General features: G+C 63.4%; 25 protein-coding genes. 7 read left to right on the top strand and 18 right to left on the bottom strand.

Features of this window, described 5'->3' with window-relative positions:
* Positions 1–136: 136 nt before the first annotated feature.
* The 13 genes from AC04SF_RS22730 to AC04SF_RS22670 form a co-directional block, all read right to left on the bottom strand.
* Entirely contained in the window at positions 137–877 is a 741-nt protein-coding gene (locus AC04SF_RS22730) for an SDR family NAD(P)-dependent oxidoreductase (RefSeq protein WP_488479604.1), read from the bottom strand.
* 127 nt (positions 878–1004) lie between these two features.
* Positions 1005–2474: an amidophosphoribosyltransferase gene (gene purF / locus AC04SF_RS22725; RefSeq protein WP_488479603.1), complete on the bottom strand. Its 1470-nt coding sequence runs from the start codon at positions 2472–2474 to the stop codon at positions 1005–1007.
* 104 nt (positions 2475–2578) lie between these two features.
* Complete coding sequence (locus tag AC04SF_RS22720; RefSeq protein ID WP_488479602.1) at positions 2579–3241, bottom strand: CvpA family protein; 663 nt, start codon at positions 3239–3241, stop codon at positions 2579–2581.
* A gap of 46 nt (positions 3242–3287) precedes the next feature.
* Positions 3288–4691, bottom strand: coding sequence for a DNA repair protein RadA (radA, locus tag AC04SF_RS22715; RefSeq protein WP_096456421.1), 1404 nt, complete (start codon positions 4689–4691; stop codon positions 3288–3290).
* 66 nt (positions 4692–4757) lie between these two features.
* Positions 4758–6248 (bottom strand): replicative DNA helicase, encoded by a 1491-nt coding sequence (locus AC04SF_RS22710; protein ID WP_096456423.1) that lies wholly within the window; start codon positions 6246–6248, stop codon positions 4758–4760.
* A 219-nt stretch (positions 6249–6467) separates the two neighbouring features.
* Positions 6468–7445 carry a small ribosomal subunit Rsm22 family protein gene (locus AC04SF_RS22705; protein ID WP_488479601.1) on the bottom strand — a complete coding sequence of 326 codons (978 nt, stop codon included), beginning with the start codon at positions 7443–7445 and terminating at the stop codon, positions 6468–6470.
* Between the two features lies 1 nt (position 7446).
* Positions 7447–7770 carry a YnfA family protein gene (locus tag AC04SF_RS22700; protein WP_202350732.1) on the bottom strand — a complete coding sequence of 108 codons (324 nt, stop codon included), beginning with the start codon at positions 7768–7770 and terminating at the stop codon, positions 7447–7449.
* A gap of 91 nt (positions 7771–7861) precedes the next feature.
* Entirely contained in the window at positions 7862–9154 is a 1293-nt protein-coding gene (locus tag AC04SF_RS22695) for a cyclopropane fatty acid synthase (RefSeq protein ID WP_488479600.1), read from the bottom strand.
* 175 nt (positions 9155–9329) lie between these two features.
* Entirely contained in the window at positions 9330–9914 is a 585-nt protein-coding gene (gene rplI, locus AC04SF_RS22690) for a 50S ribosomal protein L9 (RefSeq protein ID WP_010915167.1), read from the bottom strand.
* Between the two features lie 217 nt (positions 9915–10131).
* Positions 10132–10380 carry a 30S ribosomal protein S18 gene (rpsR, locus tag AC04SF_RS22685; RefSeq protein ID WP_006203718.1) on the bottom strand — a complete coding sequence of 83 codons (249 nt, stop codon included), beginning with the start codon at positions 10378–10380 and terminating at the stop codon, positions 10132–10134.
* Positions 10380–10880: a 30S ribosomal protein S6 gene (rpsF, locus tag AC04SF_RS22680; protein ID WP_010915168.1), complete on the bottom strand. Its 501-nt coding sequence runs from the start codon at positions 10878–10880 to the stop codon at positions 10380–10382. Before rpsF ends, rpsR begins: the two co-directional genes overlap by 1 nt.
* Before the next feature lie 377 nt (positions 10881–11257).
* Positions 11258–12934, bottom strand: coding sequence for a hypothetical protein (locus AC04SF_RS22675; protein ID WP_488479599.1), 1677 nt, complete (start codon positions 12932–12934; stop codon positions 11258–11260).
* Positions 12935–13283: 349 nt separating this feature from the next.
* Complete coding sequence (locus AC04SF_RS22670; protein ID WP_488479598.1) at positions 13284–15245, bottom strand: LTA synthase family protein; 1962 nt, start codon at positions 15243–15245, stop codon at positions 13284–13286.
* Between the two features lie 245 nt (positions 15246–15490).
* Between AC04SF_RS22670 and fabD the strand changes: the two genes are divergently transcribed.
* The 4 genes from fabD (at position 15491) to fabF (ending at position 18969) form a co-directional block, all read left to right on the top strand.
* Positions 15491–16438, top strand: a complete 948-nt coding sequence (fabD, locus tag AC04SF_RS22665) for an ACP S-malonyltransferase (protein ID WP_488479597.1) — start codon at positions 15491–15493, stop codon at positions 16436–16438.
* Positions 16439–16498: 60 nt separating this feature from the next.
* Positions 16499–17236, top strand: coding sequence for a 3-oxoacyl-[acyl-carrier-protein] reductase (fabG, locus tag AC04SF_RS22660; RefSeq protein ID WP_096456439.1), 738 nt, complete (start codon positions 16499–16501; stop codon positions 17234–17236).
* A gap of 199 nt (positions 17237–17435) precedes the next feature.
* Positions 17436–17672, top strand: a complete 237-nt coding sequence (locus AC04SF_RS22655; protein ID WP_006203723.1) for an acyl carrier protein — start codon at positions 17436–17438, stop codon at positions 17670–17672.
* Between the two features lie 34 nt (positions 17673–17706).
* Entirely contained in the window at positions 17707–18969 is a 1263-nt protein-coding gene (fabF, locus tag AC04SF_RS22650) for a beta-ketoacyl-ACP synthase II (protein WP_096456441.1), read from the top strand.
* Here the strand turns inward: fabF and AC04SF_RS22645 are convergent.
* Positions 18957–19229 carry a hypothetical protein gene (locus tag AC04SF_RS22645; RefSeq protein WP_488479596.1) on the bottom strand — a complete coding sequence of 91 codons (273 nt, stop codon included), beginning with the start codon at positions 19227–19229 and terminating at the stop codon, positions 18957–18959. The two genes, fabF and AC04SF_RS22645, sit on opposite strands and share 13 nt — an antisense overlap.
* Here AC04SF_RS22645 and mltG point away from each other — a divergent pair.
* The 3 genes from mltG (at position 19228) to gmk (ending at position 22062) form a co-directional block, all read left to right on the top strand.
* A complete protein-coding gene (mltG, locus tag AC04SF_RS22640; RefSeq protein WP_488479595.1) occupies positions 19228–20337 on the top strand; it encodes an endolytic transglycosylase MltG in 1110 nt (369 codons plus the stop codon). The genes AC04SF_RS22645 and mltG overlap by 2 nt on opposite strands.
* A 156-nt stretch (positions 20338–20493) precedes the next feature.
* Entirely contained in the window at positions 20494–21384 is an 891-nt protein-coding gene (locus AC04SF_RS22635; protein ID WP_488479594.1) for a YicC/YloC family endoribonuclease, read from the top strand.
* Positions 21385–21405: 21 nt separating this feature from the next.
* Positions 21406–22062: a guanylate kinase gene (gmk, locus tag AC04SF_RS22630; protein ID WP_027053294.1), complete on the top strand. Its 657-nt coding sequence runs from the start codon at positions 21406–21408 to the stop codon at positions 22060–22062.
* A 5-nt stretch (positions 22063–22067) separates the two neighbouring features.
* Here gmk and AC04SF_RS22625 read toward each other — a convergent pair whose 3' ends face one another.
* From AC04SF_RS22625 to AC04SF_RS22610, 4 genes are all read right to left on the bottom strand, one after another.
* A complete protein-coding gene (locus AC04SF_RS22625; RefSeq protein WP_096456447.1) occupies positions 22068–22361 on the bottom strand; it encodes a DUF1330 domain-containing protein in 294 nt (97 codons plus the stop codon).
* A 67-nt stretch (positions 22362–22428) separates the two neighbouring features.
* A complete protein-coding gene (gene rsmA, locus AC04SF_RS22620; protein WP_488479593.1) occupies positions 22429–23268 on the bottom strand; it encodes a 16S rRNA (adenine(1518)-N(6)/adenine(1519)-N(6))-dimethyltransferase RsmA in 840 nt (279 codons plus the stop codon).
* A 25-nt stretch (positions 23269–23293) separates the two neighbouring features.
* Positions 23294–24310, bottom strand: coding sequence for a 4-hydroxythreonine-4-phosphate dehydrogenase PdxA (gene pdxA / locus AC04SF_RS22615; protein WP_488479592.1), 1017 nt, complete (start codon positions 24308–24310; stop codon positions 23294–23296).
* Positions 24311–24323: 13 nt separating this feature from the next.
* Positions 24324–25256: a SurA N-terminal domain-containing protein gene (locus tag AC04SF_RS22610; RefSeq protein ID WP_488479591.1), complete on the bottom strand. Its 933-nt coding sequence runs from the start codon at positions 25254–25256 to the stop codon at positions 24324–24326.
* Positions 25257–25329: the final 73 nt, after the last annotated feature.

Genomic DNA, 25329 nt, shown 5'->3' with positions numbered 1-25329 from the left:
TTTCCCCCTCAGATCACAGCCGCGTGATGATCCAGCGGATTTTGCATCCAGATTTTGAGGCCAAATCGGCTCGGTCTGTCGCAAAACATTCGAAGAACGTCGGGAGTGACCGAATTCTTCCGACAAAAGGATGCAGCTACTCCGGTTGCTGGTAGGCAACAAAACGATTGTGCTTGGCCTGGAATATCAGTCCAGTCTCTTTCAGCTCGGGGCTCGCCAGCGGCACGATACGCTTGGCGATCTCTGAGGGGTGCGGCAGCGTCTCCGGATCCTCGCCGGGCACGGCCTGGGCCCGCATGGCGGTGCGGGTGGCGCCGGGGTCGGCGGCATTGACGCGCAACGGCAGGCTTTGCGTCTCGTGTGCCCACGAGCGCATCATGGTTTCGACCGCCGCCTTCGATGCCGCGTAGGGCGCCCAGAAGGCCCGTGCCGAATGCGCCGCGTTGGAGGACAGGATGATGGCGCGGCCGGCATCGGAAAGCCTGAGCAGCGGGTCGACCGAGCGGATCAGCCGCCAGGTCGAGGTGACGTTGATGGTCATCACCTTCTCGAAGGTTTTTGCCTCGACATGGCCGATCGGCGAGATGACGCCGAGCACGCCGGCATTGGCGACGAGAATGTCGAGCTTGCCCCAGCGCTCATGGATGGCGCCGCCCAGCCGGTCGATGCCGGCCATGTCAGCGAGATCGAGCGGCACCAGCGTCGCCTGGCCACCGGCTGCCTTGATCTGGTCGTCGAGTTCTTCCAGCCCACCGACCGTGCGCGCAACCGCGATGACATGCGCGCCGGCTGCGGCCAATTCCTTGGCGATGAAATAGCCGATGCCGCGCGAGGCGCCGGTGACGACCGCGACGCGGCCGGTAAGGTCGAGGGTCATGCGAGAATTTCCGTAAGGTCCAGAGCAATTCCAGGAAAAGTGTGAAGCGATTTTCCGTCCGGAATTGTGTCAAAACAAAGAGTTAGAGCGGTTCGCCGTTTTCCGTGAAACGGTGAACTGCTCTAGCCTACGCCCCGTTGTTCGCCAGCAGCGACAGCGTGCGCACATTGTCGTGGCCTTCGAAGTCGAGCAGGCGGGTCGGGTATTGGCCGGTGAAGCAGGCGTCGCAGAACTGCGGCTGCTCGTCATTGCGGCCGGCCTCGCCGACGGCGCGGTAGAGCCCGTCGATCGACAGGAAACCGAGCGAATCGACACGGATGAATTCGGCCATCTCTTCGACCGACATGCGTGACGCGAGAAGCTTCGACTTCTCCGGTGTGTCGACGCCATAAAAGCAGGAGGCGCTGGTCGGCGGCGACGCGATCCGCATATGCACTTCCCTGGCGCCGGCGTCGCGCACCATCTGCACGATTTTCTGGCTGGTGGTGCCGCGCACGATACTGTCGTCGACCAGAACCACGCGCTTGCCCTCGATCATGCGGCGGTTGGCGTTGTGCTTCAGCTTGACGCCCATATGGCGGATCGAATCGCCAGGCTGGATGAAGGTGCGGCCGACATAGTGGTTGCGGATGATGCCGAGCTCGAAGGGAATGCCTGCCGCCTGGCTGAAGCCGATCGCCGCCGGCGTGCCCGAATCCGGCACAGGTACCACAATATCGGCCTCGACCGGGTTCTCCTGCGCCAGTTCGGCGCCGATGCGCTTGCGCACTTCGTAGACGTTACGGCCTTCGACCGAGGAATCCGGCCGGGCGAAATAGACGTATTCGAAGATGCAGAAGCGGGTCTTCTGCGGCTCGAACGGGAACAGGCTTTCAATGCCCTTGGAGGTGACGACGACCATCTCGCCGGGTTTCAGGTCGCGCACGAAGCGCGCGCCGATTATGTCGAGCGCGCAGGTTTCGGAGGCGAGAATCCAGGCGCCGTCCAGGTCGCCCAGCACCAGCGGGCGGATGCCGAGCGGATCGCGGCAGCCGATCATCTTCTTGGCCGTCATCGCCACCAGCGAGAAGGCGCCCTCGACCTGCCGCACCGCGTCGATGAAGCGCGAGTTGAGGTCGCGCTCCTTGCTGGTCGCGACAAGGTGCAGGAGCGTCTCGGTGTCGGAGGTGGAGGAGAAGATCGCGCCCTGCTTCTGCAGCGCGCGCTGCACCGTCATGGCGTTGGTCAGATTGCCATTGTGGGCAACGGCAAAGCCGCCATCGGCAAGCTCGGCGAAGAACGGCTGGATGTTGCGCATGCCGGCGCCGCCGGTCGTGGCGTAGCGCGTATGGCCGATGGCGCGGTTGCCTTGCAGGCTGTCGATGACGCGCTGCTTGGTGAAGGTGTCGCCGATCAGGCCGACATGACGTTCGACATGGAACTGGGTGCCGTCGTAGGAAACGATGCCCGCTGCTTCCTGGCCGCGATGCTGCAGCGCATGCAGGCCGAGTGTGACGATTGCCGCCGCGTCCTGTCGGCCGAAAATGCCGAACACGCCGCATTCGTCGTGGAAATGGTCGTCGGCCTCTGCGGAAAGCACGTCGTCTGCGTCTGCCATCTTAAGCTCCGCTAAAATCGCCATATAGTGCGGGTTCGCGTCGAAAGCAACGCGCGCCGTGCAGTCGTTCACACCATCGTCCGCTCCGACGCCCATTTCAGGTGTCAGTTTGCCGGCGCTGCCGGCGCCGGCTTGGTGGTGTTGTCCGCAGGGCCAGCGTCATTGTCGTCGGGAGCCGGTGCGTTGGCGTCATCGCCGCCGGTAGGGGCATCCGCCGCCGGTGCGTCAGGCGCTGCCGGTGTCTCGGCAGCCGGCTGATTTGGATTGAGCTTCTTCAGGATGGCGTTTTCCGGATCCTCGGGCAGCAGGCTTTCGAGCTTGGCGCCGATCTGTTCCAGCAGCGGCCGCGACTTGGCCTCCATCACCCAGGCCGGAGCCTTGGCGCCTGCCAGCCAGTTGAAGAACAGCAGCGCGACAGCGACGACCAGGATGCCGCGCGCGGCGCCGTAGAGGAAACCGAGCGTGCGATCGAGCGCGCCGATCCGCGAATCGATGATCCAGTCGGCGAGCTTCATGGTGATCACCGAGACGACGATCAGCGCGATGATGAAGACGACGCCGGCGGAAGCCGCCATGGCGATCTTCTCATTCTCGATATAGGGCTTCAGGTAGGGCAGGACCGGCTTGTAGAAGAAGAAAGCCGCCGCCGCTGCCGCCGCCCACGACACGACCGACAGGATTTCGCGCGAGAAGCCGCGAACCATGGCGAGCATCGCCGAGACCAGGGTGAAGCCGACCAAGATTCCGTCAAGCAGCGTAATCGGCATGTCTTTCGCCCCACTCCGATCTCTTTTTCACGGCTCGAGAGCCGCGTCACTCTTCATCGTCGACACGGCTGCGCCGTGAGCCGGCTATGCGCGCCACGAGGTCGGCAAGCTCGGTGGGCTGGAAAGCGCCGGCCCCGATCCCTCCGGCAAGTTCCTCGCTGCCCAAGGGCAGAACCGCGCTACCAAAACCCAGCTTTTCGGCTTCCTTGAGGCGCTGCTGCGCATGCGCAACCGGCCTCACCGCGCCCGAAAGGCTGATTTCGCCGAAATAGACGCAATCGGCGGGAAGGGCAAGACCGGTGAGCGAGGAAACCAGTGCGGCGGCGACCGCGAGATCGGCCGCCGGCTCGCTGATGCGGTAGCCGCCGGCAACGTTGAGATAGACGTCATGCTGGCCGAAACGAACGCCGCAATGGGCTTCGAGAACCGCCAGGATCATCGACAGGCGGGCTCCGTCCCAACCGACGACGGCGCGTCGTGGCGTGCCGAGCGAAGATTGCGCCACCAGCGCCTGGATCTCGACCAGAACCGGCCTTGTGCCTTCCATGCCGGCGAAAACCGCAGCACCTGGCGATTTCGCATGCCGCTCGCCAAGGAACAGCTCGGATGGATTGGCGACCTCGCGCAAGCCCTTGTCCGACATTTCGAAGACGCCGATCTCGTCGGTCGGCCCAAAGCGGTTTTTCACTGTGCGCAGGATGCGGTAGTGATGGCCACCTTCGCCCTCGAAGTAGAGCACGGCATCGACCATATGCTCGACGACCCGCGGTCCGGCGATCTGGCCTTCCTTGGTGACATGGCCGACCAGCACGATCGCTGCCCCGGTGGATTTCGCATAGCGGATCATCGCCTGGGCGGCGGCGCGCACCTGGGTAACGGTGCCTGGCGCCGAATCGGCGAGGTCGGTCCACAGCGTCTGGATGGAATCGAGAATGACCAGATCCGGCCGCTTGCCGTCGGCGATCGTGGCAAGAATGTCTTCTACATTGGTCTCGGCGGCCAGTTCCACCGGTGTGTCGGCGACGCCGAGCCGCTGCGCCCTCAGCCTGATCTGCGCGACGGCTTCTTCGCCCGAGACATAGACTATGCGGTGGCCTCGCGACGCCAGCGCAGCGGCAGCCTGGGTGAGCAGCGTCGACTTGCCAATGCCGGGATCGCCGCCGACCAGAAGTGCCGAGCCGCGCACGAAACCGCCGCCGGTGGCGCGGTCAAGCTCGCCGATGCCCGAGATGATGCGCGGCGCGTCCTCGATGTCGCCCGAAAGCGTGGTCAGCACCACCGCGCGGCCCTTGCGGGCGTTGCGTGTGTTGGCCGGCCCCGAGCCGATGCCGCCGGACGTGCCTTCCTCGACCAGCGTGTTCCACTCGCCGCAGGCATCACATTTGCCGGCCCAGCGCTGATGCACCGATCCGCAATTCTGGCAGATGAACTGGACGCGCGATTTAGCCATCAGGCGTGGTCTGCCGTCAGATACGCGCACAAGGGTGCTAGAAGGGTCGAGGCCTGTCTCAAAAGGTCACTCAAACCTCTCCGCAATATGGTGCTCCTCAGCCAGATCGGAGAAGCGGGTGAATTCGCCGTGGAAGGCCAGCGTCACCGAGCCCGTCGGGCCATGGCGCTGCTTGGCGACGATCACCTCGGCCTTGCCGCGCATCTCGTTCATCTCGTTTTCCCACTTGACGTATTCCTCAGTGCCAAGCTTGGGCTCGCGGTTCTTGAGGTAATACTCCTCGCGGTAGACGAACATCACGACGTCGGCGTCCTGTTCGATCGAACCGGATTCACGCAAGTCCGAGAGCTGCGGGCGCTTGTCGTCACGACTTTCGACCTGACGTGACAGCTGCGACAGCGCGATGATCGGCACCGCCAGCTCCTTGGCCAGCGCCTTCAGGCCCGTGGTGATCTCGGTGATTTCCTGCACGCGGTTCTGCGAGGCCCTGGCGGATGAACCCTGCATCAGCTGGATATAGTCGATGACGATCAGGTCGAGGCCGCGCTGGCGCTTCAGGCGACGCGCGCGGGCGGACAGCTGGGCGATGGAAATACCACCGGTCTGGTCGATGAACAGTGGGATCTTCTGCATGGTCTGCGAACAGGCGACCAGCTTTTCGAAGTCCATTTCGGTGATTTCGCCGCGGCGGATTTTTGAGGACGAGATTTCCGTCTGCTCGGAAATGATACGGGTGGCCAACTGTTCGGACGACATTTCGAGCGAGAAGAAGCCGACCACGCCGCCATTGGCGGCCTTGAAAGAGCCATCGGCCTGCTGCGCCGGCACATAGGCCTCCGCGACGTTGAAGGCGATGTTGGTGGCGAGCGACGTCTTGCCCATGCCAGGGCGACCGGCAAGCACGATCAAATCGGACGATTGCAGGCCACCCATGCGGCGGTCGAGATCGCGCATGCCGGTGGCAAGGCCCGACAAATGGCCGTCGCGCATATAGGCGGCGTTGGCCATGTCGACCGCGGTCTTGACCGCGTCGGTGAAGCTCTCGAAGCCGCCATCGTAGCGGCCGGTTTCGGCCAGTTCGAACAGGCGGCGCTCGGCGTCCTCGATCTGCTCGGACGGCGACATGTCGACAGGCGCGTCATAGGCGATGTTGACCATGTCCTCGCCGACGGTGATCAGCGCGCGGCGTGTCGCCAAATCATAGATGGCGCGGCCATAGTCGGTGGCGTTGACGACGGTGACGGCTTCGACCGCCAGCCGCACGATATATTGCGCCACCGTCATGTCGCCGACCTTTTCGTCGGCCGGCAGGAAGGTCTTCAAGGTGATCGGCGTCGCCACCTTGCCCATGCGGATGAGCTCGGCCGCGATCTCGAAGATCCTGCGGTGCAGGGGCTCGTAGAAATGGCCTGGCTTCAGGAAGTCGGAGACACGGTAGAAGGCATCGTTGTTGACGAGGATCGCCCCGAGCAGCGCCTGCTCGGCCTCGATATTGTTCGGTGCCTCGCGATAGAGCGGTTGCTCCGCCACGCCGAATTTCCGCGCTGCCTCTGCCATGATGTCCCCGATTTAGATCCCGGCCTTTCGATATCAGAACGAGACGAAACCGTGCTGACCTTTCTGCATCACCGCACGCCCAAACGGCCTTGATTCCCGTTGTTCACAGGAACGACAAACCGTCCACAGGACAGTCTTCCTGTGTCCCGATTCCGGTTGACTCGGAGAGGTCGGATCCCTATCCGAGTCGCTGGAACAGAGCAAGAACAATTTTGACGGTCACGTGCTTCTCCCGTCCAGCGTATCGCCCCAGGCCAGGCGCCGCGCCGCCTTGAACAGGTCACCGTCGCGTTTGGTGAACAGTTGCTCGCCGGCGCCGCCGTCCGGTTCGCAAAGCTTGAGCAGAACCTTGCCGGAACCGGATTTCGGCGGTGCGATGACCCGCGCGGCGTGCGAAGCGGCCGGCCGGCGCGACGCGGCGACATAGATGAATTTCTCATCTTCCCACGGCACGTCCGCGTCCTTGGCCAGCCGGTGCAGGCGCGAGCGGGCGACGCGGCGGGAGAAGTGGCACCAGTCGGGCGGGGCGAGCGGGCAAGGCGCTGCGTGCGGGCAGGGCGCCAGCAGATGCGCACCGGCCTCGACGAGTTGCCGGCGCACCGCCATGATGCGCTGCCAGCCGGCCGGCGTACCCGGTTCGACGATCAGCAGCGTATCTGTCGTCAACTGCCATAGCCGGTCGACCATCTTGGGCTGCGATGCCGGCACGATCTCGTCCAGCACATAGGCGCAGGTGACGAGGTCCGCCGGCTGAAGGTCGGCAAGATCGATAGTGACGTCGCCGGCCTGCCAGACAGTGCGGGCCGTGATGGCATCGGCGGCGAGCGTCTCGCCGACCTTGCGCACCGCGGCACTTGCTTCCAGCAGAACGGCCTGTTCGAGATCGGGCCAGAGCGCGCTGGTGGCCCAAAGCACCGTACCAGGACCGGCGCCGACATCGAGCAGGGTTTTCGGCGTGAAATCCGGCCGCGCCTCGTTGAGCGCATCGAGGCTGGCGCGGACCGCGGCATAGGTCGCCGGCAGCCGCGTCGCCAGATAGGCCCTGACCGCCATGTCCTGCGCCATGTGCAGGCGGCCGTCGCGCAGTTCGGCGCGGTAGCGGTCCGACAGTGTTTTCGCCGCTTGCTTTAGCTCGAGCAGCGGGACTTTTTCCAGGATGCGATCGACAGCTTGTCGAAGAGGGGCTGGCAGTTCCACGCTATGCTCCTCGCGGTGCGAGCAGGATGACCGAAGCGCCGGCTATGCAGAGCGCAGCACCGGCAAAATCCCAGCGGTCGGGCCGCACGCCTTCCACCAGCCACAGCCAGGCCAGCGACGCGACGATGTAGATGCCGCCATAAGCGGCATAGGCGCGGCCCGCCGCATTGGTGTCGACCAGCGCCAGAAGCCAAGCGAACAAAAGCAGCGAAACGAAGCCTGGCGCCAGCCACAAGGGCGATCTTTCCAGCCGCCACCAGGCCCATACCGAAAAACAGCCGGCGATCTCGGCGAGCGCCGCAGCGGCATAGAGGAGATAGGTCATGAAAAAGGCCTCGCGACGATCACAAGGCCTTTTTCAGGGCAGGGGCTGGGAATGGCAAGCGCGAATGGCGAAAGCCTGCGAACGCTCGGCTCTATTCCGCCACCTTGCGGCGGCGGGCTGGCTTGGCGGGCTTCTCGACGGGAGCCGCTTCGCGGCGGCCCATGTCGCGCATCTCCAGCGCCTTTTCGCATTTGGCCATATAGTCGCGGGTCATCGGCAGCGTGTCGTTCTTCTTGGCGATCTGGAACTGGAAGATGACCAGATCCTGCCAGCGGAAAGCGGCTTCCGAAGCGGCCAGATAGAATTCCCACATCCGGCAGAAGCGTTCGTCGTAGATGGCCTTGGCCTTGTCGCGGTTGGCGGCGAAGCGCTGGCCCCAGTGCTTCAGCGTGTCGGCATAGTGGAGCCGCAGGATCTCGACGTCGGTGACCACGAGGCCGGACTTCTCGACCGCCGGCAGCACCTCGGACATTGCCGGGATGTAGCCGCCCGGGAAAATGTACTTGCGGATGAAGGCGCTGGTCGCCCACGGCACGCCAGAGCGGCCGATCGTGTGCAGCAGCATGACGCCATCGGGCTTCAGCAATGTCGCCGCCTTGTCGAAGAAGGTGCGGAAGTGGTTCACGCCGACATGTTCGAACATACCGACCGAAACGATGCGGTCGAAGCGTTCGTTGAGTTCCCGATAATCCTTCAGCTCGAAATGGACATGGTTTTCCAGGCCTTGCGCATGCGCCCGGTCGGTGGCGACGCCATGCTGTTCGGTGGACAGCGTCACGCCCTGCACATCGACGTCGAACGCCTTGGCCAAATAGAGGCCGAGCCCGCCCCAGCCAGAGCCGATGTCGAGCACGGTCTGGCCGGCCTTCAGCCTGAGCTTGGCGGCGATATGGCGTTTCTTGGCGGCCTGTGCCTCGTCCAGCGTCATGTCCGGCTGCTCGAAATAGGCGCAGGAATACTGCATGTCCTCATCGAGGAAGAGCCGGTAGAGATCACCAGACAGATCGTAGTGGCGCTGCACGTTGCGGCGCGAGCGCGAGGTTGTGTTGATTTGCTGAAGGCGGCGGAAGGCGTGGCGCAGGCCTTCGATGGCTTTCGACCAGGTCGCATCGATGCCGCCGCTGCCCATGTTCTGGAAGGCGATGCGCATCAGTCCGAGCACGCCGCCTTCGAGAATGTCGAGTTCGCCGTCCATGTAGGATTCTGGCACCGCCAGCATCGGATCGAAGGTGATGGCGCGTTCGGCATGTCGGGTCTTGATGTGCATGTGCACTGGCTCGCCGCTGCCGTCGCCGAAGACGAATGTCGTGCCTTTTGGCCCGGTTACCTTGAGATTGCCCGTGCGCACCAGGCGGTCGAGAACGCGCTTCAGCAGAATGTTCATAACCAAATGTCCCCTCACGGTCAGACTGGCTGCCTTAATTCTGCAACAATATATGGGGGTTCGAAAAGTTCCTTTTGGCACAAAAATGCCCGGGCGAGAGGCCCGGGCATTGGTCCAGAACGGCTGGATTACGACAAAGTGATCGGAGCGCCGCTCCCTCGCTTGTCTTATGCGATCAGGCGTTGTCTTCGCCGCCGTCGAACTCGGCGTTCGGATCGAAGAAGTTTTCCGGCCGCGCATTGTCGTTGATGTCGTCGCCATAGATGGCTTCGGCGGTGGTCAGCGTCTCGCCCTTGGCCTGGCGCTCGGCTTCGTCAGCCGTGCGGGCGATGTTGAGCGTGACGGTGACTTCGACTTCCGGATGCAGCGCGATCGCCACATTGGTGAGACCGATGGTCTTGATCGGCTGGTTGAGCAGGATCTGGTTGCGGTTGACCGAAAAACCTTCCGCGGTCAGCAATTCGGCGATGTCGCGCGTCGACACCGAGCCGTAGAGCTGGCCGGTTTCACCGGCGGAGCGCACCGCGATGAAGCTCTTGCCGTCGAGCTTTTCGGCGACCTGGCTGGCTTCCGACTTGCGCTCGAGATTGCGGGCTTCGAGCTGGGCGCGCTGGCCTTCGAACTTCTTCTTGTTGGCTTCGTTGGCGCGCAGTGCCTTGCCCTGCGGCAGCAGGAAATTGCGGGCAAAGCCGTCCTTGACCTTGACGGTATCGCCCATCTGGCCGAGGCGGGAAACGCGTTCGAGAAGAATGACTTCCATGGTTTTGTTCCTTTTGGTTGGGCGTCCGTCCATGAAGGCCGGCGCCGTATTCTCTGGAACAGGTCAGGAAGCAAAAGGGGCGTTGCCGCCGGTGTCGCTGTCCTGCCTGTCGCGGCAGTTAGAGGTTTTGACCTCAACTCGGGATTTGATGGCTGAACCGGTCATGCCCGTCATGGCCGGTGGAAGGAACGGGCGGCGAACCGCCCGTTCGAGACAATTAGCGGACCACGTAGGGCAGCAGGCCGAGGAAGCGGGCGCGCTTGATCGCCTTGGCGAGTTCACGCTGCTTCTTCTGGCTGACGGCGGTGATGCGCGACGGCACGATCTTGCCGCGCTCGGAAATGTAGCGCTGCAGCAGACGCACGTCCTTGTAGTCGATCTTGGGTGCGTTGGCGCCGGAGAACGGGCAGGTCTTGCGGCGACGATGGAACGGGCGCCGGGTCGGGATCTGGTTGATGTCGACCATTATTCTGCACCCCCTTCAAAGCCTTCGCGCGGACGGCGCGGACCACGATCGCCACCGGCGTCGCCGAACGAACGCGGCGGACGATCGCCACGGTCGCCGCGATCACGGTCGCCGAACGAACGCGGGCCACGATCGCCACGGTCGCGGTCACCGAAGCTGCCGCGCTCGGAGCGCTCTTCGCGCTTCTGCATCATGGCCGACGGACCTTCCTCATGCGCCTCGACCTTGATGGTCAGGAAACGCAGGACGTCCTCGGACAGACCCATCTGGCGCTCCATCTCGTTGAGCGCTGCCGGCGGGCAGTTGAGGTCCATGAGCGTGTAGTATGCCTTCCGGTTCTTGTTGACCCGGTAGGTGAGGGACTTCAGTCCCCAGTTCTCGACCCGGCCGACGGACCCGCCATTCGCTGAGATGACGCCCTTGTACTGTTCGACAAGCGCATCGACCTGCTGCTGCGAGAGGTCCTGCCGGGCAAGAAACACATGTTCGTAAAGAGCCATTATGTCTTCGTGCCTTTCTTCGTTTCTCTCCCGGTTCCCGGCGGCAAAAGCCTCTGCAACTTCTCTACCCGCTGGTCCCGGTTAAAGGGGCGGGGAAGAAAGGAGCATGACGAGACGGTCGAGAGCGGAGACACGGGAGGCGGAAGCACTTGCGGCTTCACGCGAAGGCTTTTGATAAAACCTCCGGCCCTCCGTTCAGCCCCCAGCTGGGACCGGCAGATTGCGGGCGTCTATACAGCAATCCATAGGGAAGGCAAGAGCGGCCGGGCTATGGCACGTTTCCACGGTGTCGCAGGAGTGGAAAAAACGCCAACGTCCGCCAACGGTCGACCGCTTCCTGCAGGTCGCGCCGGACGCTGGTATAGCACGCAGAACGTTCAGTCGAGGTTTGCCCGGCGCTGACCACCAGCCTTCTCTTCGCGTCGTGCCTGTCGTTCGGCGGCGATTGCGCAGACCCTCGACGGGGACTGGGGTGAGATGTCGGCCCATTCAGCTTGCAGCCTGGCGAGATCGCTGGGCTTGTCCTGAGTCAACAACGGCGGTGAAATCCCTATCCGAAGCATGGCAACGAACATGGCTACGCGGGTATTCCAGCCGATTCCGTCACGCGATCCGTTCCACATTGAAATGAGCACTGGTTCGGCAACGGAGCGGCCAGCCGAACCGACGCGGCAAAGCCCCTCGATTCCGGCCTGGTCAACTGACGGGGCCAACGCTCGAGCATTGACAAGATAGGGTAGCGCTTCAGTGCCGAGGTCGCCCAGTCGCCTGAGCAGAGCCCCTGCCTCCCACAGCCAATGTTTGTCATCAGCCCTCGAGTAGAGGGCAAGGAGGCGAGGGCCAAATCCGACGAACCTCTCGTGAGGCATGGCGGCAAGCAGCCGGGCAAGTATCAGGCCGCTTTCACGCGCCCGGTACTGGTCCTTGCCGATGAACGCCGCCGCACGTTCCAGCCCGGGCATGATTGCATCGGCGCGAGTGGCCAAGGCCCCAGGATGGGTGGTCACCGCGTCAACCTGCCAATCGAGGCCCTTGGCAACGGGATTATCGATCATGGCATCGATGTTCGCCAGTTGGCGTGTCAGCGTCTCGTCCTCGACCGTCGCCATCTTCGCCAGCACGACCGCAGGGTCGCCGCCTTTGCGCTCTTCAATAGTGGCTGGCTTCAAACCCAAAGCCCGGGCAAGCACCATTGTATCCCGGCGGTATCGCGTATTGCCCGAAACGAGGGGCGTAAGGTCCTGGCGCCAGAACCGGGCCGCACAATCCCACCTTGCACCTGAAAAGTTCACCCCGCAGCCTATTATCGGCAGGGGTATCCAGCTCAGAGGCCCCGCCACTCCTCCAAGAAGCTGGAAACGCTGTCCATCCGGCATCCGGATGGTCGTCGTGACACGGGTTGCTGGCAATCTTGATAGAGAAACCTTCTCCTCCCGCCGCGTCACTTCGACCTGAGGAAGCTCCGGCCGTTCGGGCATTGACAGCGCGCAGAAGCGGTTCTCAATTCGCTGCTCGCCGACAGTGTCTCCATCGTGAAATCCGAACGCATGCACGAAGCCGGCGCGCAGCGCGGGTGTTTCTCTGACCTTGGTGCAGACGGCGGCCTCCGCTATCCGATCGGACAGATATCCTTCAGGAAAGTTGGAGTTGGCGGAAAATGCCATGGGCAGGGCATAGTTTTGCGTGAGCCAGCCACCTGAATCTCCATCATTGGTGAAAACCAGCGACTGGCGGTTGGCATCGAATGGAATAGCAGCGCGCGCGTTGGCGGCATCATACGCGGCCGAAAGCGAATGCAGCACCATGTGATCATGGGCGGCCGATGCAAAATAGCCGCCGTAGAATGCCAGCGGCAACAGCAACCACCCCCGCGGCACTCTGCCGAACGCGACCTCGGCTGCAATCCCGATCATTCCAGCGTTGACCAGGAATACCGACCAGAACATCGCCAGTGCGAACATGAGGAAGATGCCGGTGACCGGAATAGCCTGAAGCACGAAAACGGCCAGGGTCACGGCAAAGAAGACGAGCGAGACTGGGAAGTACGAACGCATAAGTTGTAGTTACTATCTGTATCTGAACAATTCGTACAAGCAGGCGACTGGGGGTGGATGTCCTCGCCCTGCCTCATTGGTGCTCAGTTGGAAATCGTGAGAGGCGCCGGGTTGGGAACCGGCGGACACGAAACTTCAGGGCTTGTGGGAAGGGGAACGGAAAGGTCCGCGACGGGTCAACCGATGACCTTCAAGCGTGACTTGACGCCTGGTATCAGGTTCGAGGACGATTTTTTGCAAGCCTGCTGCTCGCGTTCGCCGATTTCGTGGCCGAAAAGCGCGAGGCATCGAAGAATGCCGGCGGCGCGAAATGACCGCAATGGCGGTGTGATCGCGACGCGCGGCCGGCTCAACTCGTATGGGCGACAACCTTGTCGACCGTCTCGGGGAAGAAGTCGGGCGCGGCTTGGCGTTTGCCGAACATCATGTCGTACTGGATGAGCCGGAAATCGCGGATCGCCGGGTCGATCTCCTTCTGACGTGACCAGTCGGGCGTGGCCTCGTCGGCCGGCGTCAGCAGCAGGTTGCGGTCGACGACGCGGTAGTGTTGACGCATCTCACCCAGAAAACCTGTGTAATAGGGATGGGTAATCCCTGCGGTGGTGAGGATATGATAGGGCAGGAAGGCCGGGCTCACCGCGCCAAGGTTCTCGACCGAACCGGAGCGGTTCGACCAGATGATCAGTGGCGTCTGATGATGCTCCAATGCGTCTTGCGGTGTTGCTTCCTTACGTGGCGCGACATTGTCCTTCAGGAAGCCGGTTTCGACATAGACCGGCCCCAGCGGCGGCAGGTGGTCGCCGAAAAAGGCGATGACGGTGGGGCGGGAGCGCTTCTTGGCCCACTCGATCAGCCGTTCAAGGCCGCGGTCAGCGTCGGCCGAACCCTCCGCATAGCTCAGCAGCGAATCGCGCGCCCACTGGCTGATCGGCGCCTGCACCGCGTGGGTCGGATTGTAATAGCGGTTCGGTTCATAGGGGCCATGGTTCTGCAGGCTGACCGCGAAGAAGAACACCGGGTCGTCGCTGGCGTCGGCTTCACGGATGATCTCGTCCGTCATCGCCGCGTCCGACGCCAGCGGTCCGCGCTTTTCCATCGGCGGCAGCGTCTCTTCCGACTTGAAATCGTTGAAACCAAAATCGGCATAGACCGCGCCGCGGTTCCAGAACCAGTTGGTGCCTGGATGGATGGCGCGCGCCTGATAACCCTCGCTCTTCAGGAAGGTCGCCATCGAAGGCGTCGGCGTACGCACATATTGCTGGTAGGGAATGCTGCCGGCGGGCAGGAAGGCGTTGGAAAAACCGGTCAGCGCCTCGAATTCGATGTTTGCGGTCATGCCACCGAATTCAGGCGAGAACATCGAACCGGAACGCAACGCCCGCACGGTGGGAATGGGATCCGGCGTGATGGTGACGCCGGGCAGCTTGGTCGGATCCCAGAAGGACTCGCTCATGACGACGATGATGTCGGGCTTTTCTTCGGGCACTGAAGCGGCAATCTGCGGCCGGTCGATCGCCGCGATCGCCTTGTCGGAGTAGCCGGGCGGTGCCGAGACATGCGCCATCGGCACGTTGAGCGCGAAGGCGAGCGCAAAGCCGTTGGAGGCGTAGTTTTCCTTCTGGTCCCACATGATCGGGATGATCTGCAGCCGGTCCCTGGTCCAGGAGAAGGTGGCGTAGTCCATGATCGAGACGAAGAAGGCGAGCAGCGGCACCGCCAGCGTCAGACGGGCAAGGCGGCCCTTGTGGCTGAGTGCGGGAACCCTGCGGCGCCACAGCCGCCAGCCATAGACGAGCAGCGACAGGCCGGCGACGATGCCGATGACCATCGCGAGCGCGGTCATCGGCCGGTCACGCACCAGCAGCGGCAGCAGGGCGACGATCTGGCGGGAGTAGAGGAAATCCGTCGGGTAGAGCGGATCGCCGAGATAATGCGATTTCTGGTGGCCGACAAAAGCCAGTGACAAGGTCAAGGGTGCGACGATCATCAGGCTTTGATGGCTGCGTCCGAGCACGGCATCGAGACCGATGAGGATAAGCGCAAAGACGACGATGGTCGTCCAGCCCGGCTTGAGCGGCTGCAGGAAGAAGGAAACGGTACCGGCAACGTCACCGCGCACGATCAATTCGATGGCAAACACCAGGATGGCCGAGATCGCCAGGCTGATCAGCCCATAGCGGACGACCGGCCATCTCCGGCCCGGCAGATAGCCGGTGGACGGATCGTCTTCCAGGAATTGCGGCGCAGCTTTGCTGGCGCGTTTCGAACTCTTTGCCACTTTAACTTCCCACCCGGCGACAACCCAAGTCATGCGATTGTCATATAATTGTCACGCAAAGCTAGCGCCTCTGGCGGAAATAAGAAGAGCCAGCAAACGATTCGTGAGCGGTTTTCATCAGGAGTGATCGCCAAAAAGCCTTTTGGAACAGGCACTCGGCGCACGGCTCGAAGCTGGCACCGGGTTGAACCGGGCTTGACTTGGCGGCCTGCCTTGCGCCACAGGCAGGGAAAATTCGTGTTATCAGGCAAGTAAAACCAGTCTTCGGGAGCCCTCGCATGGCCGTCGCATTCACCTTTCCGGGACAAGGCAGCCAGGCTGTCGGCATGGGCAAGGATCTCGCCGACACCTTTCCCGAGGCACGCAGCATCTTCCAGGAAGTCGACGATGCGCTGGGTGAAAACCTGTCGAAACTGATCTGGGAAGGCCCGGAAGAGACGTTGACGCTGACGGCCAACGCGCAGCCGGCGCTGATGGCGGTGTCGCTGGCGGCGATCAGGGCGCTGGAAGCGCGCGGTTTCTCGCTGAAGGACAAGGTCGCCTATGTCGCCGGCCATTCGTTGGGCGAATATTCGGCCCTGGCCGCTGCTGGGTTTGTTTCCGTTGCCGATGCCGCCCGGCTGCTGCGTATTCGTGGCAACGCCATGCAGGCGGCGGTGCCGGCGGGCGAGGGCGCCATGGCTGCGATCATCGGACTGGAGCAGGCAGACGTAGAAGCCGCTTGCGCTGAGGCCGCGCACGGGTCCGGCAAGGTCTGCCAGATCGCCAACGACAATGGCGGCGGCCAGCTGGTCATCTCCGGCGCCAAGGCCGCGGTCGAACTTGCGGCGAAACTGTGCACCGAAAAGGGCGCCAAGCGGGCGCTGATGCTGCAGGTCTCGGCGCCCTTCCATTCGGCGCTGATGGCGCCGGCGGCGAACGTCATGCGCGAGGCGCTCGCCGGTGTGGCGAAGCATGCGCCGGCGGTGCCCGTGCTATCCAACGTCACCGTGACCCCGACCAGCGACCCCGACGAGATTGCGCGGCGCTTGGTCGAGCAGATAACCGGCCGCGTGCGCTGGCGTGAAACTGTGGAATGGTTCGGCGCCAATGGCGTTGCAACGCTTTACGAGATCGGCGCCGGCAAGGTGCTGTCGGGCCTGGCACGGCGTATCAACCGCGACATCGCTACCGCGTCGGTCGGCACATCGGCCGATGTCGAGGCGGCGCTGGCCGCACTTGCATAATCCACTGGCGATTTGACCCCACCCGTGTGAAGGGTGTTTCCCTCAGATCAGGAGACGAAAATGTTCGAACTGACCGGCCGCAAGGCGCTCGTCACCGGCGCATCGGGAGGCATCGGCGAGGCGATTGCCCGCGTGCTGCATGCGCAAGGCGCCATCGTTGGGCTGCATGGCACACGCATCGAGAAACTGGAGACTTTGGCAGGCGAACTCGGCGATCGGGTCAAACTGTTCCCGGCCAACCTGTCGAACCGCGATGAGGTCAAGGCGCTTGGCCAGAAGGCGGAGGCCGAGCTCGAAGGTGTCGATATCCTGGTCAACAATGCCGGCATCACCAAGGACGGGCTGTTCGTGCGCATGTCGGACGCCGACTGGGATACGGTGATGGAGGTCAACCTGACTGCTGTGTTCAGGCTGACCCGCGAACTCACCCATCCGATGATGCGCCGCCGCCATGGCCGCATCATCAATATCACCTCGGTGGTCGGCGTAACCGGCAATCCCGGCCAGACCAATTACTGCGCCTCCAAGGCCGGCATGATCGGCTTCTCCAAATCCCTGGCCCAGGAAATCGCCACCCGCAACATCACCGTCAACTGCGTCGCCCCGGGCTTCATCGAATCGGCGATGACCGACAAGCTCAACGACAAGCAGAAAGAGGCGATCATGGCGGCGATTCCGACGCGCCGCATGGGCACGAGCGTTGAAGTGGCGTCCGCCGTTGCCTACCTCGCCTCCAACGAGGCCGCCTACGTCACCGGCCAGACCATCCATGTCAACGGCGGCATGGCCATGATTTGACGGATACAGCGGGGCTGTGAAAAGAGACCATTTCGCCTTGGACCTCCGCCATTTTTCGTGTAATGCGGCCCGCAACCCGGCGGTTCGGGCAAAAACCGGTCTGTAGCCGTTGCGTTTCCGGCAGGACCATCTTTCAGCTTGATTAGCGGCATTCTGCCCGCTAACGAAGACAGACAAACAAAAGACGAGGATGCCCCAAATGAGTGACACCGCAGAGCGCGTCAAGAAGATCGTCATCGAGCACCTTGGCGTCGATGCCGACAAAGTGACGGAGCAGGCGAGCTTCATCGATGATCTGGGCGCCGACAGCCTCGACACGGTCGAACTCGTCATGGCGTTCGAAGAAGAATTCGGCGTCGAGATTCCCGACGACGCGGCCGAGACCATCCTGACCGTCGGCGACGCGGTCAAGTACATCGACAAGGCTTCGGCCTGACGCTTTCAGCAGTCATCACCGGGGAGGACCTGCGATGAGGCGTGTCGTCGTCACGGGCCTTGGGTTGTTGTCGCCGTTCGGCATGGGCTTTGAGCACAGCTGGAAGGAACTTCTGACCGGCCGCAGCGCCGCCAAACGCATCACCGAGTTCGAGGTGGAGGATCTTGCCTGCAAGATCGCACACGTCGTCCCGCGTGGTGACGGCAGCAATGCCACCTTCAATCCCGAGGCCGTGCTCGAGCCGAAGGAATTGCGCAAGATCGGCGACTTCATCCTGTACGGGATTGCCGCCGCCGATGAGGCGCTGAAGGATTCCGGCTGGGAGCCCAAGACCCACGAAGAGCAATGCGCCACCGGCGTGCTCATCGGTTCGGGTATTGGCGGCATCGAGGGCATCGCCGAGAACGCGATGATCCTCAAGGAGCGCGGTCCGCGCCGCATCAGCCCCTTCTTCATTCCGGGCCAGATCATCAATCTCGTCTCCGGCCAGGTTTCGATCCGGCACGGGCTGAAAGGCCCGAACCATGCCGTCGTCACGGCCTGTTCGACCGGCGCGCACGCCATTGGCGATGCGGCCCGGCTGATCATGTGGGGCGATGCCGACGTCATGGTCGCCGGTGGCGCCGAAGCGCCGGTGACGCGGCTGTCGATCGCTGGCTTTGCCGCTTGCCGGGCTCTGTCGACCGACCGCAATGACGCGCCGCAGACGGCGTCGCGTCCCTATGACCGCGACCGCGACGGCTTCGTCATGGGCGAGGGCGCCGGTGTTGTGGTGCTGGAAGAACTCGAGCACGCCAAGGCGCGCGGCGCCAAGATTTATGCCGAGGTGACCGGCTACGGCCTCACCGGCGATGCCTATCACATCACCGCACCTGCGGAGGATGGCGACGGGGCTTTCCGTTGCATGACCGCGGCGTTGAACCGGGCTAAGCTTACGCCCGCGGATATCGACTACATCAACGCGCACGGCACCTCGACCATGGCCGACACGATCGAACTCGGCGCCGTCGAGCGGCTTGTCGGCAATGCCGCGTCGAAGATTTCGATGTCGTCGACCAAGTCGTCGATCGGCCATCTGCTGGGAGCGGCGGGTGCCGCCGAAGCGATCTTTTCGATCCTGGCTATCCGGGACAATGTCGCGCCGGCGACCATCAACCTCGACAACCCCGAGCGCGAAACCGCGATCGACCTGGTGCCGAACAAGCCTCGCTCCCGCCAGATCGACGTGGCGTTGTCCAATTCCTTTGGTTTTGGCGGCACCAACGCCTCGCTTGTGTTCCAGCGCTACAATGGCTGATCGTCCGGCTGCCGGACGAAGCTTCGGCGTGCCGTCAATTTTGCCATATTCGCCCCTACTCTGCCGCAGGGGATTCGTTGGGCGATCAAACGGTAGGGCAAGATGAACACAAATCCGTCGGGCAACGGAGAATTCGGGCAAAGGCCGGCGAACACCGGGCCGATCGTGCCAAAGACAGCCAGCGAGGCCTTGCGGCCGGAAGCCGGAACGCCGCCGCCGAAGCGCTCGCGTGCTTCGCGCAGCCAGGTCGTCGTGTTCATGAACTTCGTCATCTCCTTGGTGATGCTGATGGTTCTGGCTGCGGGCGCGGCGCTTTACTTCGGCAAGCAGGAATTCACCGAAGCTGGTCCCTCGGCCAATGGCGACACCTTCCTGGTCAAGCCGAACACCGGCGTCGCGGACATCGCCGACCAGCTTGAGCGCCGAGGACTGATCAGCGACGCCCGCGTCTTCCGCCTTGGCGTGCGTGCCTTCGGCAACGATTCGGCGCTCAAGGCCGGCGAATATGAGATCAAGCCCCGGGCATCCATGCGCGACATCATGGAGCTTCTGAAGAGCGGCAAGTCGGTGATGTATTCGCTGACCATTCCGGAAGGGCTGACGGTTGACCAGGCCCTGCAGCGTATCGCCGACGAACCCGCCTTGAGCGGCGACATGCCGGCGAAAACGCCCCCCGAGGGCAGCCTTGCCACCGACACGCTGCGCTTCACGCGCGGCGCGACGCGCCAGCAGATGATCGACAAGCTGGTGGCAGATCAGAAGAAGCTGGTCGACGAGGTATGGCAGCGGCGCGCGCCGGACCTGCCGCTCGCCAATATCGAGGACTTCGTCACCTTGGCTTCGATTGTAGAGAAGGAAACCGGCAGGGGTGATGAGCGTTCGCGCGTCGCCGCCGTCTTCCTCAACCGGTTGGCCAAGGGCATGCGCCTGCAATCCGATCCGACCATCATCTATGGTCTGTTCGGCGGCAAGGGAAAGCCCGCCGACCGCCCGATCTACCAGTCGGATATCCAGAAGCAGACGCCCTACAATACCTATGTGATCAATGGCCTGCCGCCGACGCCTATCGCCAATCCGGGCCGTGCCGCGCTCGAGGCCGTGGCCAATCCGTCGAAGACCGACGATCTTTATTTCGTCGCCGACGGCACCGGCGGGCATGTTTTTGCCGCGACGCTCGACGAGCACAATGAGAACGTCGCCCGTTATCGTGCGCTGCAGAAGAAGCAGGCCGATGACGCGGCCAAGGCTGCTGCCGCTGGTACCAATGGCGCTGCCGAAAAGCCTGCTGGCGACAAGCCTGCCGATGGCAGCGACGGCACCGGTGGCGACAATGGCGATGCCGGCGGCGATGCGGGCGACGCCCAGTAAGATAAAAAGGCGTTGCCCGGAAGGCGGCAGCCTGACATTTGAAAGAAACGCCGCGCGTCCGATTTCGACGCACCCACGGCGTGGTCATTTTTAAGCGGCACTTGCCCCTGTCCGGAAAGCTGGTTTGGGGTGATGCGCCAGGGGTGTGCAGGCGACATGAATTTGCAGAGCATGACCGGATTTGCGCGTGCCGTCGCCGAGCATGACGGCACCTCGATCGCCTGGGAGGTCAAGTCCGTCAACGGCAAGAGCGTCGAGGTGCGGTTGCGGCTCCCGCAAGGTTTCGAGCGGCTGGAGCCGGCGGTCAGGCAAACGCTGCAGAAGCGTTTCGCCCGCGGCAATTTCCAGGCGACGCTGACCATCGGCCGCGCCGCCGGTGCGCAGGCGCAACCCGTCGTCAACGAGGCGTTTCTGAAAGACCTTGCGGGCCTCGCCAAGCGGCTGCAGGAACAATTCGGCGTTGCTGCAGCCACGGCTGACGGGTTGCTGTCGCTGCGTGGCGTGCTCGACATTCCCGAAACCGTGGAAACCGAAGAGGCGCGCGCCGCGCTCGACATCGCCATCATGGCTGCGCTCGACGTGGCGCTGAAAGGGCTGGAGCAGGCAAGGCAAGGCGAGGGTGCGGCACTGGCTTTGCTGCTGTCCGGCCATATCGACGCCATCGAGACACTGACGCTACGCGCGGAGGCGGATCCGTCACGCGAGACGGCGGCGATCCGTGAACGCATCGCCGAACAGGTCAGGCTGCTGATGGACGCGTCCGCCAATCTGGATGCGAGCCGGCTGCACATGGAGGCGGCATTCCTCGCCACCAAGGCTGATATTCGCGAAGAGATCGACCGGCTGAAAACGCATGTCGCATCTGGCCGGACCCTGCTTGGGGGCGGCGGCGCTGTCGGCCGCAAGCTCGATTTTCTGGCACAGGAATTTAACCGCGAATCGAATACGTTGTGCTCGAAGTCGAACGCCGCCGCCGTCACCGCGATCGGGCTGGAGCTGAAGGCCGTGGTCGACCAGTTTCGTGAACAGGTCCAGAATCTGGAGTAGCCGATGGTTGCCAAGGAACCGATGGTTCCCAGGGATTTGGGGTCCCGCATCCGCCGCCGGGGGCTGATGCTTGTGCTGTCGTCGCCGTCGGGCGCCGGCAAGTCGACGATCGCGCGCAACCTCCTGGAAAGCGATTCCAGCCTCGAACTGTCGGTCTCGGTCACCACAAGGCCGCGCCGCGGCTCGGAGATCGAGGGTGTTCACTACCATTTCCGCACCATGCGCGAGTTCGAGCGGCTGCGCGATTCCGATGCGCTGCTCGAGTGGGCGGAGGTGCATGGCAATTGCTATGCGACACCGCGCGAGCCCGCCGAACTGGCGCTGGCGCAAGGCCGCGACATGCTGTTCGACATCGACTGGCAAGGCGCACAGCAGCTCAAGGAGAAGATGCGCGCCGACATCGTCTCGATCTTCATCCTGCCGCCGTCGATGAAGGAATTGAAGGCGCGGCTGAAGCGTCGCGCCGAGGACCAGGAAGCGGTGATCGAGACGCGGCTGAAGAACGCCCGCAACGAGATCGAGCACTGGAAGGAATACGATTTCGTCATCGTCAATGACGATCTCGACCGCGCCTTCGCCGAGGTGCGCGGCATCGTCGTCGCCGAACGATTGCGGCGCGACCGCCGGCCCGGTCTGTTCGATTTCGTCTCCGGTTTGCTGGACGAGAAGACCGTCTAACCGGCTCAGGGCGCCATGCCGTCGGCCAGGATCAGATGTCGGCTGAGCGCGGCGTCGCGCACATCCAGTGCCGCAGCATACTCGGCCGATGCGTACCAACGCCGTGCCTGCTCAATATCAGGAAATTCGACGACGATCAGTGGTGTGGGATGCCACTCTCCCTCCAGCGTCTCCACTTGGCCGCCGCGTACGAGGTAGCGTCCACCATAGTGGGCGATGGAAGCCGCGGCACGCGAGCGGTACGTCTGGAATGCCTCTTGGTCGCGGATCGTGACATCGGAAATGATATAGGCAGGCATTTGGCTTCTCCGGCAGTCTCGCCAGCCTATCTATGCCGCTATCGTCGCGATTCCAGGGCTGCCGGTGCTAAGCCGCATTGGTCAGTCGCACAAATTCCTCGACGCTGAGCGTTTCGGCGCGGCGGGTCGGATCGATGCCTGCGCGTTCGAGCAGGGCCTCGCCGCCCAGGCTTTTCACACTCTGCCGCAGCATCTTCCGGCGTTGGCCGAAGGCGGCTTCGGTGACGCGGCCGAGTTTTTTCACATCAGCGGGCAGGGGCGTCGCACGTGGCTCCAGATGCACCACCGACGAGGTCACCTTCGGCGGTGGTGTGAAGGCCTGGGGCGGCACGTCGAAGGCGATCCTGGCCTGCGTGCGCCAGCCGGCCAACACGCCGAGCCGGCCATAGGCGTCGCTGCCGGGCGCGGCGACAATGCGCTGGGCCACCTCACGCTGGAACATCAGCGTCATCGAGGCGTAGAAAGGCGGCCAGTCGGGGCCCGTCAGCCACCGCACCAGCAACTCGGTGCCGATGTTGTAAGGCAGATTGGCCACGATCCGCACCCGACCGCCGTCTTGGGCAGCCGAGGAGGCGAGGGCGGCAAAGTCGGTCTTCAGCGCGTCGCCGGAAATCACCTCCAGCCGGCCGGGATAATGAGCGGAGATTTCGGCAAGGGCAGCCAGGCAGCGTTCGTCGCGTTCGATGGCGATGACCCGGCGGGCGCCGTTGGAAAGCAGCGCCCTTGTCAGGCCGCCAGGCCCTGGACCAACCTCGATCACCGCGGTGTTTGTCAGATCGCCTGCGCTGCGTGCGATCTTGCCGGTCAAATTGAGGTCGAGCAAGAAATTCTGGCCAAGCGCCTTTTTCGCCTGCAGCCCGTGGCGCTCGATGACGTCGCGCAGCGGTGGCAACCCATCGATGCTCATGCGTTCGAACCCGAAACGGCAGCGCTCATGCGGCCACGGCCTTTGCGTCGGTGTCGGCGAGCTTTCTGGCGAGCTTCAGCGCCGCGATCAGACTGTCCGGCCGTGCAATGCCCTTGCCGGCGATATCGAAGGCGGTGCCATGGTCGGGCGAGGTGCGGATGAAGGGCAGGCCAAGCGTGACGTTGACCGCCTCGTCGAAAGCCAGCGTCTTGGCCGGGATCAATGCCTGGTCGTGATACATGCAAAGTGCTGCGTCATAGCCTGCCCGCGCCCGGGCATGGAACAGCGTGTCGGCCGGCAGCGGGCCGAAAGCATCGATGCCTTCGGCACGCAGGATGTCGACTGCCGGGCGCACGATACGCTCATCCTCCAGGCCCATGGAACCGCCTTCGCCGGCATGCGGATTGAGGCCGGCAATGGCAAGCCTCGGCCTGGTGATGCCAAAGCGGTTGGCGAGGTCGGCCGCGGTGATGCGCGCGGTCGCGACGATCAGTTCGGTAGTCAGGACCTTTGGCACCTCGGCCAGGGCGATGTGGATGGTGACGGGAACCGTGCGCAGGTCAGGGCCTGCCAGCATCATGACCGGCATTGCCTCGACACCACTGTGCCGCGCCGCCAGATGCGCCAGATACTCGGTGTGGCCGGGAAAGCGGAACCCTGCGTCGTAGAGCGGCTTCTTGGCGATCGGGCAGGTGACCACGGCGGCGGCGTCGCCGGCAAGGCAGGCGGCGACAGCGCGGTCAATGGCCTCGACGGTGCCGGCCGCATTGGCCGGATCCGGCCGGCCGGGGCTGTCGATGAAAGGGGCCGCCAGTGGAACGATGGGCAAGGTATGGGCGAAAACCTGCGCCGCTTGCACCGGCGTCGTTTCGACGATCGGCACCGACAGGCCCATTTGGCTTGCTCGCGAGGCGATCAGCGCCGGATCGGCCAAAAGATAGAAGGCGGGCAGGCCGGCTGCCTCGCGCGCCAGGAAGGCGGCGATGGCGATTTCGGGGCCGATGCCGGAGGGATCGCCGACGCTCAGCGCCAGCGCAGTCATCGCGCTCTTCACGTCAGCGCTTGACGATACGGGCTTTCGCCTTCAGCTCGTCGACATATTTCTTGCTCAGATCGTCAGCCGCCTTGTCGTTGGAGCCTTCGCTCTGGAACACCATCTGGGCTGTCTTGTCGTCCGAAACTTCGCGGGATGAGCAGATGCCGATAAACTCGACGCCGCGCTCGGTCTCGCGCGTGACGGTGGCGCCGCCGACCTTGGTCGCCTTGATCTGCTCGGCCCAGTCCGGCGGCAATTGCGGCGCCAGCACCCGGCCCAGATCGCGAACGGTGACGTCGATGAGGCCCTTGGCGAATTCGCGCGTCGTGTTGCAGCCGTTGAAGCGGGCACGCATGGCATCGGCCTCGCGCTTGCGCTTGGCCAGCGTCGCGCTGCGTTCGGCGGCCGGTACGACGAAGATGACCTGCTGCAGCATGTACTCGGTGGCGCTTGGTTTGGCCCCGCCCTTGTCGAGCATGCGCCTGACCGCATCCTGTTCGGTTACGCTGCCGCCTTCGCCGGAACGGTAACGCGCACTCAAGGCCTGGTTCCAGGCCATCTGGGCGCGGATAAACTCCTTGAAATGGTCCTTGCCGACGCCGGATTTCTCCATCACGCCATCAAGCTGGCTGAGCTGCATCTTGTTGTTGGTGGCAAAGCGCTGATAGGCCGCCTCGACCTGGGTGTCGCTGATGCGGATGCCAAGCCGTTTGGCTTCGGCAAGGCGCAGCGTCTGGTCGATCATCTCCTGGGCGGCATCGCCCTTCTTGCGCTGCAGCTTCAAAAAGGCGGCGCGGTGCGCGATATCGCCTGACGTGACGGGTATGTCGTTGACGACGTATTTGATCTCGCTGGCAAAAGCCGGCGGCGTCATGACGGTCATCGACACGGATGTCGCCGCCACAAGCAGCGCGAACCCTGCTGAAAAGAGGTATTTCCTCATCATTAGCATCCCAATTCTATCCCGGTTCCGCCCAATTTCGTCCTCTCCCGGGTGCGCGAATCCGTGCCAGCCCTATGCGGCG

It is taken from the genome of Mesorhizobium sp. CNPSo 4671 (assembly GCF_057784245.1).
This window is presented reverse-complemented; position numbering and strand designations above follow the sequence as displayed.